Origin of the sequence: Paraburkholderia sp. SIMBA_053 (genome assembly GCF_046534895.1) — a bacterium.
Lineage (GTDB): Bacteria > Pseudomonadota > Gammaproteobacteria > Burkholderiales > Burkholderiaceae > Paraburkholderia > Paraburkholderia caledonica.
Window position 1 is genome coordinate 440,770 of the sequence record NZ_JAWRXU010000002.1, and the last position, 16,369, is coordinate 457,138.

14 protein-coding genes are annotated in these 16,369 nt (G+C 62.1%); 11 read left to right on the forward strand and 3 right to left on the reverse strand.

The window, feature by feature from the left end:
- Positions 1–13: 13 nt before the first annotated feature.
- A complete protein-coding gene (locus tag SB753_RS08515; RefSeq protein WP_087752217.1) occupies positions 14–841 on the forward strand; it encodes a TrmH family RNA methyltransferase in 828 nt (275 codons plus the stop codon).
- Here the strand turns inward: SB753_RS08515 and SB753_RS08520 are convergent.
- Positions 835–1,650 carry a pyruvate, water dikinase regulatory protein gene (locus tag SB753_RS08520; protein ID WP_020065643.1) on the reverse strand — a complete coding sequence of 272 codons (816 nt, stop codon included), beginning with the start codon at positions 1,648–1,650 and terminating at the stop codon, positions 835–837. The two genes, SB753_RS08515 and SB753_RS08520, sit on opposite strands and share 7 nt — an antisense overlap.
- A 599-nt stretch (positions 1,651–2,249) precedes the next feature.
- Between SB753_RS08520 and ppsA the strand changes: the two genes are divergently transcribed.
- From ppsA to SB753_RS08535, 3 genes are all read left to right on the forward strand, one after another.
- Positions 2,250–4,655, forward strand: coding sequence for a phosphoenolpyruvate synthase (ppsA, locus tag SB753_RS08525; RefSeq protein WP_410799954.1), 2,406 nt, complete (start codon positions 2,250–2,252; stop codon positions 4,653–4,655).
- Between the two features lie 177 nt (positions 4,656–4,832).
- Positions 4,833–5,288, forward strand: coding sequence for an NfeD family protein (locus tag SB753_RS08530; RefSeq protein WP_087752215.1), 456 nt, complete (start codon positions 4,833–4,835; stop codon positions 5,286–5,288).
- A 59-nt stretch (positions 5,289–5,347) separates the two neighbouring features.
- A complete protein-coding gene (locus SB753_RS08535) occupies positions 5,348–6,280 on the forward strand; it encodes an SPFH domain-containing protein (RefSeq protein ID WP_020065647.1) in 933 nt (310 codons plus the stop codon).
- 203 nt (positions 6,281–6,483) lie between these two features.
- Here the strand turns inward: SB753_RS08535 and smpB are convergent, their stop codons facing one another.
- Positions 6,484–6,930 (reverse strand): SsrA-binding protein SmpB, encoded by a 447-nt coding sequence (gene smpB / locus SB753_RS08540; protein WP_020065648.1) that lies wholly within the window; start codon positions 6,928–6,930, stop codon positions 6,484–6,486.
- Positions 6,931–7,030: 100 nt separating this feature from the next.
- Here smpB and SB753_RS08545 point away from each other — a divergent pair, with 100 nt between their 5' ends.
- Entirely contained in the window at positions 7,031–7,468 is a 438-nt protein-coding gene (locus SB753_RS08545) for a type II toxin-antitoxin system RatA family toxin (protein ID WP_006048694.1), read from the forward strand.
- Positions 7,465–7,797, forward strand: coding sequence for an RnfH family protein (locus SB753_RS08550; RefSeq protein WP_310355594.1), 333 nt, complete (start codon positions 7,465–7,467; stop codon positions 7,795–7,797). The genes SB753_RS08545 and SB753_RS08550 overlap by 4 nt, the downstream gene beginning before the upstream one ends.
- A 28-nt stretch (positions 7,798–7,825) precedes the next feature.
- Here SB753_RS08550 and SB753_RS08555 read toward each other — a convergent pair whose 3' ends face one another.
- Complete coding sequence (locus SB753_RS08555) at positions 7,826–8,803, reverse strand: DMT family transporter (RefSeq protein WP_410799955.1); 978 nt, start codon at positions 8,801–8,803, stop codon at positions 7,826–7,828.
- A 245-nt stretch (positions 8,804–9,048) separates the two neighbouring features.
- Here SB753_RS08555 and guaB point away from each other — a divergent pair, with 245 nt between their 5' ends.
- From guaB to SB753_RS08580, 5 genes are all read left to right on the forward strand, one after another.
- Positions 9,049–10,509: an IMP dehydrogenase gene (gene guaB, locus SB753_RS08560; protein WP_020065652.1), complete on the forward strand. Its 1,461-nt coding sequence runs from the start codon at positions 9,049–9,051 to the stop codon at positions 10,507–10,509.
- A gap of 6 nt (positions 10,510–10,515) precedes the next feature.
- The gene (locus tag SB753_RS08565) at positions 10,516–11,346 is read left to right on the forward strand and encodes a hypothetical protein (protein WP_410799956.1); all 831 of its coding nucleotides are present in this window, start codon (positions 10,516–10,518) and stop codon (positions 11,344–11,346) included.
- A gap of 221 nt (positions 11,347–11,567) precedes the next feature.
- A complete protein-coding gene (gene guaA, locus SB753_RS08570; protein WP_027775308.1) occupies positions 11,568–13,151 on the forward strand; it encodes a glutamine-hydrolyzing GMP synthase in 1,584 nt (527 codons plus the stop codon).
- A gap of 269 nt (positions 13,152–13,420) precedes the next feature.
- Positions 13,421–14,191, forward strand: a complete 771-nt coding sequence (locus SB753_RS08575; protein WP_410799957.1) for a DUF72 domain-containing protein — start codon at positions 13,421–13,423, stop codon at positions 14,189–14,191.
- 279 nt (positions 14,192–14,470) lie between these two features.
- Positions 14,471–16,339 carry a serine hydrolase domain-containing protein gene (locus tag SB753_RS08580; RefSeq protein WP_410799958.1) on the forward strand — a complete coding sequence of 623 codons (1,869 nt, stop codon included), beginning with the start codon at positions 14,471–14,473 and terminating at the stop codon, positions 16,337–16,339.
- The last annotated feature ends 30 nt before the right edge of the window (positions 16,340–16,369 follow it).

Here is a 16,369-nt window from a genome sequence, read left to right on the forward strand (position 1 = left end):
GTCTTCGCTGCCTGTGAAAGCCATCACCTCGCGGGACAATCCGCTCTATAAACGCCTGAAGGCGCTCGCCGGTTCGACGCATCAACAGCGCCGCAGCGGCCATGCGCTGCTGGAAGGTTTCCATCTCGCGAGCGCTTATCTCGATGTAGCCGGGCAGCCGGAAATGTGCGTCGTCACCGACGGCGCACTGCGTCACGACGAAGCTCAGGCGATCGTTTCGCGCATCGACGAACATCGCATCGTCACGTTGCCGGATGCGCTTTTCGGACAGCTGTCGAATGTCGTGCACGGCGTCGGGATTCTGCTGCTCGTGGAAAAGCTGGCCATGCCGCTGCCGGAGAAGGTCGCGCAGACATGCGTCGTGCTCGACGGCGTGCAGGACGCAGGCAACGTCGGCTCGATCTTGCGCAGCGCAGCCGCGGCGGGTATCCAGCATGTGTTCTGCTCGCCGGGCACCGCCTACGCGTGGTCATCCAAGGTGTTGCGCTCCGGCATGGGCGCACACTTCCTGCTGCGGATCTACGAAGACGTCGAAGCGCAGACGTTGATCGATCGCCTCGCGGTGCCTGTCGTGATCACCGACTCGCACGGCGCGGCGGCGATCTACGACTGTGACCTGAGCGGACAACTTGCGTGGGTGTTCGGCAACGAGGGGGCCGGCGTATCGCAAATCTGGCGTGAGGCCGTCTCATTGCGGGTGACGATTCCCCAGCCGGGCGGCATGGAGTCGCTCAATGTCGCGGCCGCGGCCGCTGTATGCGTCTTCGAGCAATGCAGACAACAGCGCGCCGCAAACATGCTCAGCGACGCGCGTTCGTCTGCACGTTTCCCCGCTCAATAAGACGGACGATCCAGCTTGATCTCCTGCAGGATCGTGGTCGCAATCTCTTCGATCGACTTGTGCGTCGACGACAACCACTTGATCCCTTCGCGACGCATCATCGTTTCGGCTTCGTTGATCTCGTAACGGCAGTTCTCCGGTGCGGCGTACTTGCTGCCCGGCCGGCGCTCGTTACGGATCTCCGATAACCGCTGAGGATCGATCGACAACCCAAACATTTTCTGCCGATGCGCCAATAACGGCGTAGGCAGTTTGCCTCGCTCGAAATCTTCCGGAATCAGCGGATAGTTGGCCGCTTTGACGCCGTACTGCATGGCCAGATACAGGCTCGTCGGCGTTTTTCCGCTGCGCGACACGCCAACCAGTATCACGTCCGCATCGGCGAGATTGCGGTTCGACTGGCCGTCGTCGTGCGCAAGCGAGAAGTTGATCGCCTCGATCCGGTTCTTGTATTCCTCGGTGTCCGCGTTCTGGTGACCGCGCCCCATCGCGTGGCTCGACTTCAGTTCCAGTTCCTGTTCCAGCGGCTCGACGAAGGTCTGGAACATGTCCAGCACGAGCGCATTCGAGCCCTTGACGATCTGATTCGAGGCGCTGTCCACGAGCGTCGTGAACACGATCGGACGGCGGCCGTCCTGCTGGATCGCTTCGTTGATCTTTTCGAGCGTGGCGTAGGCCTTTTCCGTCGAGTCGACGAAAGGCACGCGAACCAGGCGGAATTTCTGGTCGAACTGGGAGAGGATCGAATGCGCGAAGGTTTCGGCAGTGATCCCGGTACCGTCGGAGACGATGAATACGGTGGGCGGCATCAGTGGGGCAGGGAACGTGAGCGGCAAAAAGCGCTCGAATGGAACATCGCTGCGTTGATTTCGCTGCGCGGTGGCTGACCGCAAAGCAGCGGCGTCAAACAACGCGCCGTGGGCACCGCTACTGCGCCGGGAAGCACCTGCAGACTCTTCGGAAAAGATTGAAAGAGCCGCGCAGGCGGTCCGGGCGCGGTTGGAGGCGCAATTCTCGTCCGACAGTCACATTTCGAGAGTCGGCACGGTAGAATAGCGGCAACCTGTTGGATAAGCAATTGCAGGCGATTGGCGCCTAACTCGCCGCGAACGGTCGTTCAACGCTCCGCTATCGGACGTCAAACGCCACGGAACGCGGCGCATCGATCGCTAAATCCGGGCATTCGCGCTCTTCGTCGCCCTGGTTGGCTTCGTTGGCTTCGTTGGCGTTGCCGGCGTGATGCATTGCACAAGCGCGTTGCATCGGCGTGGTACGCAAGCGCCGGAAGCTCCGTAAGCGATTGCTTCTCCAACAGGTTGTGCAAGACGCGAGGTCACGCTCCCAATGGGCGTCTCGCGTTCGAGCCCACTTGCACAGCCGTGAATTTCTTTCACACTTAGGGGCTTGTATGATTAACGCAGTTACCGTCGCAAAGGATAGGGCATATGTAGTTCCGTTCGAGCAGTTGCGGATGACCGATGTGGAGATTGTCGGCGGCAAGAACGCGTCGCTAGGCGAGATGATCAGTCAGCTCGCTGAAGCAGGCGTGCGCGTGCCGACCGGTTTCGCCACGACGGCGCTGGCTTTCCGCGACTTCCTGCATCACAACAACCTGACCGAACGCATCGCCAAACGTCTGGAGACGCTCGACGTCGACGACGTGAAGGCGCTCGCCGAAGCGGGCAAGGAGATCCGTCAATGGATCGTCGAAGCGCCGTTGCAGCCGCAACTCGAGGCTGACATCCGCGCAGGTTTCGAGACCTTGCAAAACAGCTCGCCTGAAGAGCTTTCCTTTGCCGTGCGTTCGTCGGCAACGGCGGAAGACTTGCCGGACGCATCGTTCGCGGGTCAGCAGGAAAGCTATCTCAACGTGGTCGGCATCGAGGAAGTGCTCGATCGCATGAAGCACGTGTTCGCGTCGCTGTATAACGACCGCGCTATTTCCTATCGCGTACACAAGGGCTTCACGCACGCTGAAGTCGCGTTGTCGGCTGGTGTGCAGCGCATGGTGCGCTCGGACGTCGGCGCGGCCGGCGTGATGTTCACGCTCGATACCGAGTCCGGCTTCAAAGACGCGGTCTTCATCACGTCGAGCTATGGTCTGGGCGAAACCGTCGTGCAAGGCGCGGTGAATCCGGACGAGTTCTACGTCTACAAGACCACGCTGGCGCAAGGCAAGTATCCGATCATCCGCCGTTCGATCGGCTCCAAGCTGATCAAGATGGAATTCACGAAGGCCGGCGAAGAAGGCCGCGTGAAGACTGTCGACGTGCCGCACGAACAGCGCAACCGCTTCTCGATTACTGACGAAGACGTGATCGAACTCGCGAAGTACGCGGTCATCATCGAAAAACACTACGAGCGTCCGATGGACATCGAGTGGGGCAAAGACGGCCGCGACGGCAAGATCTTTATCCTGCAGGCACGTCCCGAAACGGTGAAGAGCCAGGCGACCGGCAAGGCGGAGCAGCGCTTCAAGCTGAAGGGACAATCGAACGTGCTGGCCACCGGCCGGGCGATCGGCCAGAAGATCGGCGCGGGTCCGGTGCGCGTGATTCACGATCCGTCGGAAATGGACCGTGTGCAGCCGGGCGACGTGCTGGTCGCCGACATGACCGACCCGAACTGGGAGCCGGTGATGAAGCGCGCATCCGCGATCGTTACGAACCGGGGCGGGCGCACCTGCCACGCGGCGATCATCGCGCGCGAACTGGGCGTGCCGGCCGTGGTGGGCTGCGGCGACGCGACCGACGTGCTGAAAGAGGGCTCGCTCGTCACCGTCTCGTGTGCTGAGGGCGACGAAGGCAAGATCTACGACGGCCTGCTCGAAACCGAAATCACCGAAGTGCAGCGCGGCGACCTGCCGCCGATTCCGGTGAAGATCATGATGAACGTCGGCAACCCGCAACTGGCTTTCGACTTCTCGCAACTGCCGAATGCCGGCGTGGGTCTCGCGCGGCTCGAGTTCATCATCAACAACAACATCGGCGTTCATCCGAAGGCGATTCTCGAATATCCGAACATCGATCAGGACCTGAAGAAGGCCGTGGAAAGCGTCGCTCGCGGTCACGCCTCGCCGCGCGCGTTCTACGTCGACAAGCTGACCGAAGGTATCGCGACGATCGCTGCAGCGTTCTATCCGAAGCCCGTGATCGTGCGTCTGTCGGACTTCAAGTCGAACGAGTACAAGAAGCTGATTGGCGGTTCGCGTTACGAGCCGGACGAAGAAAACCCGATGCTGGGCTTCCGCGGCGCGTCGCGCTACATCGCTGAAGACTTCGCCGAAGCGTTCCAGATGGAATGCGTCGCGCTGAAGAAGGTGCGCGAAGAGATGGGCCTCGACAACGTCGAGATCATGGTGCCGTTCGTGCGTACGCTCAAGCAGGCCGAGCGCGTGGTCGGGCTGCTCGAAAAGTTCGGCCTGAAGCGCGGCGAGAACGGCCTGCGTCTCATCATGATGTGCGAAGTGCCGTCGAACGCGATTCTGGCGGAGGAATTCCTCCAGTTCTTCGACGGTTTCTCGATTGGCTCGAACGACCTGACGCAACTCACGCTCGGCCTCGACCGCGACTCCGGTATGGAGTTGCTGGCCGTCGATTTCGACGAACGCGACCCGGCGGTCAAGTTCATGCTCAAGCGCGCGATCGAAACGTGCCTGCGCCTCGACAAGTATGTCGGTATCTGCGGTCAGGGTCCTTCGGATCATCCGGACTTTGCTCAATGGCTGACGGACGAAGGCATCAAGTCGATCTCGCTGAACCCGGACACGATCATCGAGACCTGGCAACAGCTGGCAAAGACGTCGACGAAGTAAGCGTTGCGCGTGCCGCGTCGTAAGCGGCACGCATGACGAAAGGCGTGGGATATCAGAGGCACATCGAACGCGCATCAAAGGCAGGCTCAACCGCACGTTCGATGCCGGTAATCCGCATCCGCTTCGTGCTATAAACACCCCGGTAGATCCGGGGTGTTTTGCTTTGTGGAGGTCGAAGTGGCGCCAGGTGGACTGTTCTGGTGGGTCGGGGCCGGTGTGCTGGTCGTGCTGGAGTTGCTCAGCGGCACTTTCTATTTGCTGATGATCGCGCTCGGTTGCGTCGCTGCAGCCATTGCGCATATCGCGGGCGCTGCAGCAGACATGCAGTTCGCGGTCGCGGCGATCGTCGCGCTCGCCGCGGTGCTCGTGCTGAGGCGTTCGCGTTTCGGCCGCAGAACGCGCAAGGAGGCGTCCAGGAATCCGGACGTCAATCTCGACATCGGTCAGACGGTGAGCGTGCCGGCATGGCACGAGCGTCGTGCGCGAGTGAGTTATCGCGGTGCGGAATGGGACGTCGAACTCGCGCCCGGAGAGCCGGACGATGCGCGCATTTACGAGATCAAAGAGTTGCGCGGCAGTTGCCTCGTGGTGGCCGCGGCGCAGCACGCACGGTCCAATGCGGCGCATCTTTGATATTGACCGGTAGGCTCGCAGCAATTAATTAAACCAACTAACGGTTCTGGAGTGCAGATATGGATTCGACCATCATCGGGGCGGTGTTCCTGGTCATCGTGATCGTGCTGGCGGCGCAGACCATCAAGATCGTGCCGCAGCAGCACGCGTGGGTGCTCGAGCGCCTTGGCCGCTATCACAGCACGTTGACGCCGGGTTTGAGCTTCGTGTTTCCTTTCGTCGACCGGATCGCTTACAAGCACATTCTCAAGGAGATCCCGCTCGAAGTGCCGAGCCAGGTCTGTATCACGCGCGACAATACGCAGTTGCAGGTCGATGGCGTGCTGTACTTCCAGGTCACGGATCCAATGAAGGCGTCATACGGGTCGAGCAACTTCGTGTTTGCGATCACGCAGTTATCGCAGACCACGCTGCGCTCTGTGATCGGCAAGCTCGAACTCGACAAGACTTTCGAAGAGCGCGATTTCATCAATCACAGCATTGTTTCCGCGCTCGACGAAGCTGCGGCGAACTGGGGCGTCAAGGTCTTACGCTACGAGATTAAAGATCTGACGCCGCCAAAGGAAATTCTTCACGCGATGCAGGCGCAGATCACCGCGGAGCGTGAGAAGCGCGCGTTGATCGCGGCGTCGGAAGGGCGCAAGCAGGAGCAGATCAATATCGCGTCGGGCGGCCGCGAAGCGGCGATCCAGAAATCGGAAGGCGAGCGGCAGGCGGCGATCAACCAGGCGCAAGGTCAGGCCGCGGCGATTCTTGCCGTTGCGGACGCAAATTCGCAGGCTATCCAGAAGATTGCCGCTGCGATTCAGTCGAACGGCGGCATGGAGGCGGTGAATCTGAAGGTCGCCGAGCAATACGTGAACGCGTTCGGCAATCTGGCAAAGCAGGGCACCACGCTGATCGTGCCGGGCAATCTGTCGGACATGAGTTCGATGATCGCGTCGGCGCTCGCCATCGTGAACAAAGGCAAGGGTGTGGCGGACGCGCGCTGACCAATCCGGGCGAGGCGCGGGCGAGTCGGCCGTGAGCGCCTTCCGATATTGGCTCAGCAAAAAACAATGGCCCGCATCAGTGCGGGCCATTTTTGTTAGATCAGGTGAAAAAAGATGCGGCGGCCTCGGGGGCAAGGTGCGGCATATCCGCGCGATAGTTCTTTCGCGTCGCGTAAAGCGAACGACGCAGACCGTGCAAGAGCTCAGCCCGGCGAGCGCATCAGACGCGCCTTTTCGCGCTCCCAATCGCGCTTTTTCTCGGTTTCGCGTTTGTCGTGCTGCTTCTTGCCCTTGGCGAGACCGATTTCGCATTTGACGCGGCCGCCCTTGTAATGGAAGTTCAACGGCACGAGCGTATAGCCGCGCTGCTCGACCTTGCCGATCAGTTTGCTGATTTCCTCGCTATGCAAGAGAAGTTTGCGTGTGCGGACCGGATCGGGCGTGATGTGGGTCGAGGCCTCGGGCAGCGGGCTGATATGCGTGCCGATCAGGAACAGTTCGTTGTTACGGATTACGACGTAACCTTCCTTGATCTGACCACGGCCGGCGCGCAAGGCCTTGACCTCCCATCCTTCGAGCACGAGCCCTGCTTCGTAGCGTTCTTCGACCGAATAGTCGTAGAAGGCTTTTCTGTTGTCGATAATGCTCATGAATGGAAAGTGCCCAACTCGTTTAAAATCACGATTTTAGCAAAGCGGGGCAAGGAAAGCCCGCCGCGCTTGTCCACCCTCGCCGCGCGCTGTTCAATTTATGGCAGATGTCCAGAAAACCGTGTTGATCCGCCATTCGGCGGAACAGATGTTCGACCTCGTCACCGACGTCGCCGATTACCCCAACTTCCTGCCCTGGTGCGGAGGAGTGGAGGTCCGCCACCGGGACGACACCAGCATGGAGGCGAAGATCGACATCAACTTCAAGGGTATCAAGCAGCACTTTGCCACGCGCAACAGCATGGAGCGGCCCACACGTATCGACATGGAGTTCGCTGACGGCCCGTTTCGCAAATTCACCGGTTTCTGGCGCTTCACGCCGTTGCGCGCGGACGCCTGCAAGATCGAATTCGCGCTGCACTACGAGTTCACCAACATCATTCTCGAGAAGATCATTGGGCCGGTGTTCAATCACATCGCCAATACTTTCGTCGAATCGTTCGTGAAGCGCGCCGATCAGCGCTACGGCAAGGCATGAGCGAACGTCTGTCCGTTCAGGTCTGTTATGCGCTCGCCACCGAGCAGGCGCTGATCGACGTCGAACTGCCCGCGGGCGCCACACTCATGCAGGCGATCGAGGCTAGCGGCGTTTTGCAGCGTTATCCTCAGATCGATCTGCGCACGCAGAAGGTCGGTGTGTTCGGCAAGCTCAAGCCACTCGATACGGCGCTGGCCGATCACGACCGCGTCGAGATCTACCGGCCGCTGCTGGTGGACCCGAAGGTTTCTCGCCAACGCCGCGTCGAAAAAACCCGGAAGGCGGGCTCCATTGAAGGCCGCCGCTGGCAGAACAAGGATTCGCGGTAGGCGCCGGCTCACAGGCGCATCGCCCACTTCAAGGTGCCGAACCGTGCGCCTTTTTCCCGATAGGCGTGGCGCCCCCGGAATCGTCATCCGCATGTTGACGCACCGACCAGCACACACCCGCCACCAGTAACAGGATTGCCGCGATCTCCAGCGGCCGGGGCAGCCGTTCGTCGTAAATGAACGCGTAGAGCAGCGCGAACAGCGTTTCGAAGACGATCAACTGGCCGGAAAGCGTGAGGGGCAGCCGCTTCGACGCCGCGTTCCACAGCCCGTTGCCGAGCCACGACGCGCCAATCGCGAGACCGAGGTTGAGCATCCAGAAGCTGTGCCAGCGGCCTGACGCCAGTTCGCCTTGCGGGCCGCCCGGCGGCAGCGCGGCGGCCGCGAGCCAGAGCGCGGCGCCGAGCATGCCCGTCACCACGCCCCACAACACGGACCACTCGTTGCCGGTGAAACGCGTCTGCCGCTGAAGGTAGCGAGCGTTTTCGACTGCGAACCACGTCCAGCAGCCGAGCGCGCCGACCGCGCAGGCGAGGCCGAGCATTTTGGTGAGAACGCTGACCGGCGTGCCTTCGGCGACCGTGAAGACGTCGATATTGATGCAGGCGATGCCGGCCATCACCATCGCGAGCGGCCAGCCCAAGCGGGAAAGCGGCACCGCGCCGTGGTCGCCGCGGCCCATCAGCGTCACCGTGACGGGCAGCACGCCGACGATCAGCGACGCCGGCGCAATGCCGACCAGATGCACAGCGGCCGTCAGCAGCAGGTAATACAGCAGATTGCCGGCCAGCGCGAGCTTGACGAGCGCGACCAGGTCCTCGCGAGTCAGGCGTTTGAGGAGCGAGCGCGCCATTGGCAGCGCCGCTGCCAGCGAGACGACGCCGTACATGGTGTACCGGCCGGCGGACAGCAGAAGCGGTGAAAAGTCCGGCAGCACCCGCGGGACCAGAAAAACCATGCCCCACAAGGCTCCAGCTATCACTCCATATGCGACACCGCGCTGCATCGACTGCTCCTGCAAGAAAACCGGGATGGGCCGCAGATTAGCCGTTGGGCGCCGCGCGCGTCTTGTTTGATTCTGCATTCGAGGCGAGCAAACGAAACGCGATCGAACCCGAGGCGAAAGACGAAGCGAAATAGCGGACGCGAAGCCACGAAAAAAAGCACCCGAAATTCGCTAAGCTGCTGTTCGCGCAGTGAAAAGCGGGGAGGTATCGCGTATAATTCGCTTTTGCGCCTATAGGATTTGCCATGCGTCTGATCCAAACAGCACTCACGTTCGATGACGTGCTCCTCGTCCCGGCCTTCTCCGATGTTCTGCCGCGCGACACCAGCCTCAAGACCCGGCTGACCCGCAATATTTCCCTGAATATGCCGCTCGTGTCCGCCGCTATGGACACGGTCACCGAAGCCCGCCTCGCTATCGCCATGGCGCAAATGGGCGGCGTCGGCATCATCCACAAGAACCTCACGGCGGCCGAGCAGGCCCGTGAAGTGGCCAAGGTCAAGCGTTTCGAGTCGGGCGTCGTCCGCGATCCGATCACGGTGCCGCCGCAAATGAAGGTGCGCGACGTCATTGCACTGTCGCAACAGCATGGCATCTCCGGTTTCCCGGTTGTGGAAGGCGCGCAGCTGATCGGCATCGTCACCAATCGCGACCTGCGCTTCGAAGAGCGTCTGGACGAGCCGGTGCGCAACATCATGACGCCGCGTGAACGGCTCGTGACCGTCAAGGAAGGCACCTCGCTCGCCGAGGCCAAGGCGCTGATGCACAGCCACCGGCTGGAGCGCGTGCTCGTCATCAACGACGCATTCGAACTGCGCGGCCTGATGACGGTGAAAGACATCACCAAGCAGACCGAGCACCCGGACGCCTGTAAAGACGAACACGGCAAGCTGCGCGCGGGCGCGGCGGTCGGCGTCGGCGCGGACAATGAAGAGCGCGTCGAACTGCTGGTTCAGGCGGGCGTAGACGTGATCGTCGTCGACACCGCGCACGGTCACAGCAAGGGCGTGCTCGAGCGCGTGCGCTGGGTCAAGCAGAACTTCCCGCACGTCGAGGTGATCGGCGGCAACATCGCCACCGCGGCGGCGGCCAAGGCGCTCGTCGAATACGGCGCAGACGGCGTGAAGGTCGGTATCGGCCCGGGCTCGATCTGCACGACGCGAATCGTCGCGGGCGTCGGGGTGCCGCAAGTCACCGCGATCTCGAACGTATCTGAAGCGCTGAAGGGCACCGGCGTGCCGGTTATCGCAGACGGCGGCGTGCGTTTTTCGGGCGACGTCAGCAAGGCGCTTGCAGCGGGCGCAAATGCCGTGATGATGGGCAGCATGTTCGCGGGCACCGAAGAAGCACCGGGCGACGTGTTCCTGTATCAGGGCCGCCAGTACAAGTCCTACCGTGGCATGGGTTCGGTCGGCGCGATGAAGGACGGCGCGGCGGACCGCTACTTCCAGGACAACTCGGCAAACATCGACAAGCTCGTGCCGGAAGGTATCGAAGGCCGTGTCGCCTACAAGGGCTCGGTCAACGCGATCCTGTTCCAGCTGATCGGCGGCGTGCGTGCCAGCATGGGCTACTGCGGTTGCCGCACGATTGCCGAGATGAACGACAAGGCCGAGTTCGTGCAGATCACGGGCGCGGGCTTGCGCGAGTCGCATGTGCACGACGTGCAAATCACCAAGGAAGCGCCCAACTACCACGTGGACTAAACGCCAATGAAGCCATTGCTGCGCGCTGTACTGATCGTCGACGCGTTGTTGCTGCTCGCGTTCGGCCTGTTGTTCCTGCTGACGCCGTGGACTTCGTTGTACAACGCGCTGCTGCTGGTGCAAACGCAGCCGGCGCTGGTCGGCCAGGCGTTTGGCATTGCGTTGATCGGGCTCGCGTGGCTCGCGTTGCATGCGTCGATCGACGGCGGGCTGACATCTTCGGTTGCAAGGGCTGTGGGCCACGTGAACTGGTTGACCGGCGTGCTGATGCTGGTCTGGCTGCTCGGTTTGCACACGCCGGCGCTGACCGGCTTCGGGCAGATCGTCGCGGTGCTCACGGGTGTGGTTTTGCTGGTGCTGGGTCTGGGCGGCGTGCGGTTGTCGGGCGCGGTGCGGCGGCGCGAGAAGTTGCGCCTCGCTGAAGCCACTGCCGCGGAGCGTGCCGAAAGGCAGGCTGCGAAAGACGCCGCCAAAAACGCAGCCAACAGGGCGGCGAACGAAGCGGCAATCAACACTGCAACCAACACGGCAAGCACGGACGGCCGGCGCGAGCCCGTGGTGCCTGCTACGGCGGGCTTCCCGGGGTATCGCGCGGAGCCGCTCGTCGAGCCGGCCATGCCTGCTGCGACGGTTGTACCTGCGACGGCCGTGCCTGCTGCTCCGGACACGCGGCCGCTCGGCTCGGCATCTACCGCGCCGTTGCATCCGGCGGTCGACGAGCCCGGCCTGAGCGCATCCGAACGCGCTGCACGCGTGCAAGCTGCTGCCGCTCGCGACGAGGCCCGCAATGCCGCTGCCGATGCGCCCAATGCGCCCCGGCCCCCGTTTCATGGCTGACGCGCCGCGCGCCACTGCATTCGCCGAAGCAACCGCAATCCGTACGCGCGCGCCGCAGGCAGTTCTCTGCAGCAGTGGCGGACCAGGCGCACACAGGCTTCATCATCGCGTTTCGCCATCGCATCCGCGGGCCCGCATGTCCGCGTGGACCGCTTTGAATTCAACGCCGCGCTTCGTGCGCGGCATTCCGTATCCGCTCACTTTTGACTCCGTCCGCTGCCATGCATGACAAGATCCTGATCCTCGACTTCGGTTCGCAAGTCACCCAACTGATTGCACGTCGCGTTCGCGAAGCCAACGTGTATTCGGAAATCCATCCCTACGACGTCGATGCTTCGTTCATCCGCGACTTCGCGCCGAAGGGCGTGATCCTGTCCGGCGGCCCGAGCTCCGTCACCGAAACGGACACGCCGCGCGTGCCGCAAGCGGTGTTCGAACTCGGCGTGCCGGTGCTCGGCATCTGCTACGGCATGCAGGCCATGGCCGAGCAACTGGGCGGCAAGGTCGACATCGGCCATCTGCGCGAATTCGGCTATGCCGAAGTGCGCGCGCGCAATCACACGAGCCTGCTCGAAGGCATCAGCGACTTCACTACGCCGGAAGGTCACGGCATGCTGAAGGTGTGGATGAGCCACGGCGACAAGGTGCTCGAAATGCCGCCCGGCTTCGCGCTGATGGCATCGACGGAATCGTGCCCGATCGCCGCAATGGCCGACGAGACGCGCCGCTTCTACGGCCTGCAATGGCACCCGGAAGTCACGCATACCGTGCAAGGCCGTGCGATGCTCGAGCGCTTCGTGCTGCAGATTTGCGGCGCGCGGCCCGACTGGGAAATGGGCCACTATATCGACGAAGCAGTCGCGAAGATTCGCGAGCAGGTCGGCAACGAACATGTGATTCTCGGCTTGTCGGGCGGCGTGGATTCGTCGGTGGCGGCGGCGCTGCTGCACCGCGCGATCGGCGATCAGCTCACCTGCGTATTCGTCGATCATGGCCTTTTGCGCCTGAACGAAGCCGAGCAGGTCATGGCTACGTTCGCGGATCACCTGGGCGTCAAGGTGATTCATGTCGACGCAAGCGACGTGTTCCTGCGCAAGCTGGAAGGCGTGACCGACCCGGAGGCGAAGCGCAAGATCATCGGCGCGGAGTTCGTCGAGGTGTTCCAGACGGAAGCCGGCAAGCTCACCGACGCGAAGTGGCTCGCGCAAGGCACGATCTATCCAGACGTGATCGAATCGGCGGGCAAGGGCAAGAAGGCGACGCAGACTATCAAGAGCCACCACAACGTGGGCGGCCTGCCTGAGACGTTGAATCTGAAGCTGCTCGAACCGCTGCGCGAACTGTTCAAGGACGAAGTGCGCGAGCTCGGCGTGAAGCTCGGTCTGCCGCCGGCTATGGTATATCGCCATCCGTTCCCGGGCCCGGGTTTGGGCGTGCGGATTCTCGGCGAAGTGAAGCGCGATTTCGCGGACCTGCTGCGTCGCGCAGACGCCATTTTCATCGAGACGCTGCGCACGTTCATCGACAAGGAAACCGGCAAGTCCTGGTACGACCTGACGAGCCAGGCGTTCGCGGTGTTTCTGCCGGTGAAGAGCGTCGGTGTGATGGGCGACGGCCGCACTTACGAGTACGTGGTCGCGTTGCGCGCCGTGCAGACGCTGGACTTCATGACCGCGCACTGGGCGCATCTGCCGCATGAGCTGCTCGGTCATGTGTCGAACCGCATCATCAATGAAGTGCGCGGGATCAACCGGGTGGTGTATGACATCTCGGGCAAGCCGCCGGCGACAATCGAGTGGGAGTAAGCGGTAACAACCGGCGTGCAGATCGAGCACGTCCGGTCCATTAACCGACGCAAAAGACCAAAGCCGACTAGCTGCTACCAAGCGCGACCCAAGCCATCGTCGACGTAAAAAGTCTCCCAAAGGAACGCTGCTCCCGCAGCCTTCCCGCCGTCAGCATCTCGCAAGGCCCGCTTCCCCGCGGGCCTTTTTCTTGTCGGTGCCACATCTAGCTGCTAAACCCAGCGGCATCACCACGCCGCATAGGCCCGGACTTTGCTGCGCCTACAAGCATGACCCATTCGACGCATCGCGAGACTCGTCCCACCGCATCGCCGATACTTATCGGCTGTGCAGGCTGGGCGCTGTCATCCAATGTCGCGGCGCAATTTCCCACGGATGGCAGCCATCTCGAGCGGTATGCGCGGGTGTTCCCGGCAGTAGAAATCAACTCGTCGTTCTATCGCCCGCATCAGCCGAAAACCTACGCCCGCTGGGCGGAAACCGTACCCGAAGCATTCCGGTTTTCCGTGAAGATTCCGAAGGCGGTCTCGCACGAACTCAGGTTGCGCGACGCCGATGCCGCCATAAGCGCATTTCTCGCGCAGGTCGCGCCCCTAGGCGAGAAAATGGCCTGCCTGTTGCTGCAGTTGCCTCCGAGCCTCGCATTCGATAAATCCGTCGCAAGCGACTTCTTTGCGCTGCTGCGCGACCTCACAAACGTGCGCGTTGTGTGCGAACCGCGTCATGCATCGTGGTTCACCGACGAAGCCGCGCAAACGCTAATAGATGGCAGGGTCGCCTGCGTGCGCGCGCATCCACCGCCCGTCGCCGGCGCCGAGCCGGTGGGCGATCCGCGCACCTTGTACATCCGTTTGCACGGCTCGCCTCGAATCTACTATTCGGCCTACGACGAGCCGTTCATCGAAGCGGTCGCGGCGCGCATTGTCGAAGCCCGCGAATCCGGAGCCGACGTCTGGTGTATTTTCGACAACACCGCGCACGGCGAGGCGGTGCCGAACGCCTTGATGCTGGTGGAAAAACTGCAAGAAGCGGCTGCTTAGGCGGCCCTTCACAAGATACATATCGTTCGAAAGCTTAGCCGGCTGCCCCGACCAGGTGTTGCAACTCGTTAGGCGCACTCTTGAGCCAAAGCCTCGCAGCATCTCGACACATTGCTACTCGCGCTCTCATTGCGCCGCTATGATTGGTGCAGGGTGCAGCACGCGAAACGCCCTTGCATTGTGTCGAAGATGCGGAAAATGGCTTCGCCGTGCTGGCGGTGCCACGGTTGAAGAAACACTTGTCGCAGGTCCTGAAAAACTTGAACAAAGGGGAATGCCGTGGCCAGATGCAACCGCAATAACGAGGGACTTTCCAGCGAAGGGCGGCGGCAGTTTCTCGGCTACACGGGCGCCGGGGTGCTCGCGGCCGTGCTGCCCGGCTGCGGCAACGACGAGCTCCATTCGACGCCTTATCAGCAGACCATTGCACTTGGTCAACAGGTGATCCAGCAGGCCGTCAGTGATCCGTCGAATGGCGTCGCCGCGATTTCAGTCGCGATGGTCAAAGGCAACGCGGTGGTCTGGCAGCAGGCCTTCGGGTTGGCATCGGTGCCGGGGCAGATCAAGGCGACGCCGCAGACGCGCTTCAACATCGGCTCGGTCAGTAAGTTGTTCCCGGCGCTGGCGGCGACGATCCTCGTCGATCGTGGGCTAATCGCGCTCGACACGCCGATCGTCAAATATCTGCCGGCCTTCACGATGCTGTCGCCGCAATACGCGCAGATCACCATGCGTCATCTGCTGTCGCATGCATCCGGTCTGCCCGGCACAAATGGGCGCAATCTCTTCACGTTCGAGCCGGTTGCCGGCTACGCCGCTGACACGCAAGCCGAACTCGCCAACTCGCACCTGAAGCATTTGCCCGGTGAACTGGCCGTGTATTGCAACGACGGCTTCACGATGGTCGAGCAGGTCGTGCTCGCGGTGACGGGGCAGAGCTTCGTGAGCTTCGTCCAGTCGGAGATTCTCGCGCCGCTGAAGATGACGAACTCCAGCTATCTGACGAGCGTGCCTTCCAGCGGATCGTTCTCGCTGCCCTACGTGAACGGCACGCAGCGCCAGGAATTCGTCAATGCGTACGCGACCGGAGGACTAAGCTCCACGCCCGCCGACATGATGAACCTCGCGCAGATGATCTACGGCGGCGGCGTGTTCGAAGGACGGCGCATCGTCTCCGCGGCAGGCATCGCGGAGATGGGCGCGGACCAGACGAAAAGCCTGACGATCAACCCATCGCCCGAATGGCGCTGGGGTCTTGGCTGGGACACCGTGGTGCAGCCGGCGCTCAACGCTGCAGGCGTGCTCGGGTGGGAAAAAGACGGCGGCACTGCGTTCTATTCGACCGAATTTTTCGTTGTGCCCAACTCGCATTTCGCGCTGCTGGTGACCGGCAATGCGGGATACGACGCTCGCGGGATTGCTGAAACGCTGGTGCTGTCGGCGTTGAAAGAAGACGGCACGATTTCGTCGCTGCCGGCGAGGATCGGTACGACGCCCGCGCCGGTTGCATCGGGGCCGGACATTGCGAGCGGCGCGGGCATCTACGGCAATTCGGATTCGCCGTATCAGGTGCTTGCCAACGCGGACGGTAGTCTGCAGATCAACCAGTGGGACGCCCACACGCGAGGCTGGGCGCAGATTGGCGCATACCGGTATCGCAGCGACGGCTGGTGGGCAAGCGATACCGACACGGCGTCGTACCGCTTCGCAGTCGTGTCGGGCAGCGACAGCGGGGGAAATGCGTTCAACTATCGCTATCTGATGAAGCGCGTCGTGCCGGGCGCGGGCTATGCCTATCTGACGTTGCCGGTCGGTCAGCAAATGACACCGCTGGCGGCGCTCGACAGCGCGTGGCAGCAACGCGTCGGTACGCAATGGACGTTGACCAACGATTCGCCGAGCGCCGTGCCGATCGTCGTTCTTGGCAATCCGCCGGGATTTTTCGCGACACTGAACGAACTTCCGGGCTACGTGCTATACGGCAACGAAGACCTTCGCTACCAGCTATTCGTGCCGTTGAGCGACACGCTCGGTGGCATGTCGGTCAAGGTGCCGGGCAATTTCGGGCGCGACCTCTACGAGATCCGTTTCGCGTCGACCAGTGCGACGACGCTCACAATCGGCAGTTCGATTTACGCGCGGATCTGAAGGTAAAGCTTTTCATGCACTCGGGTCGCG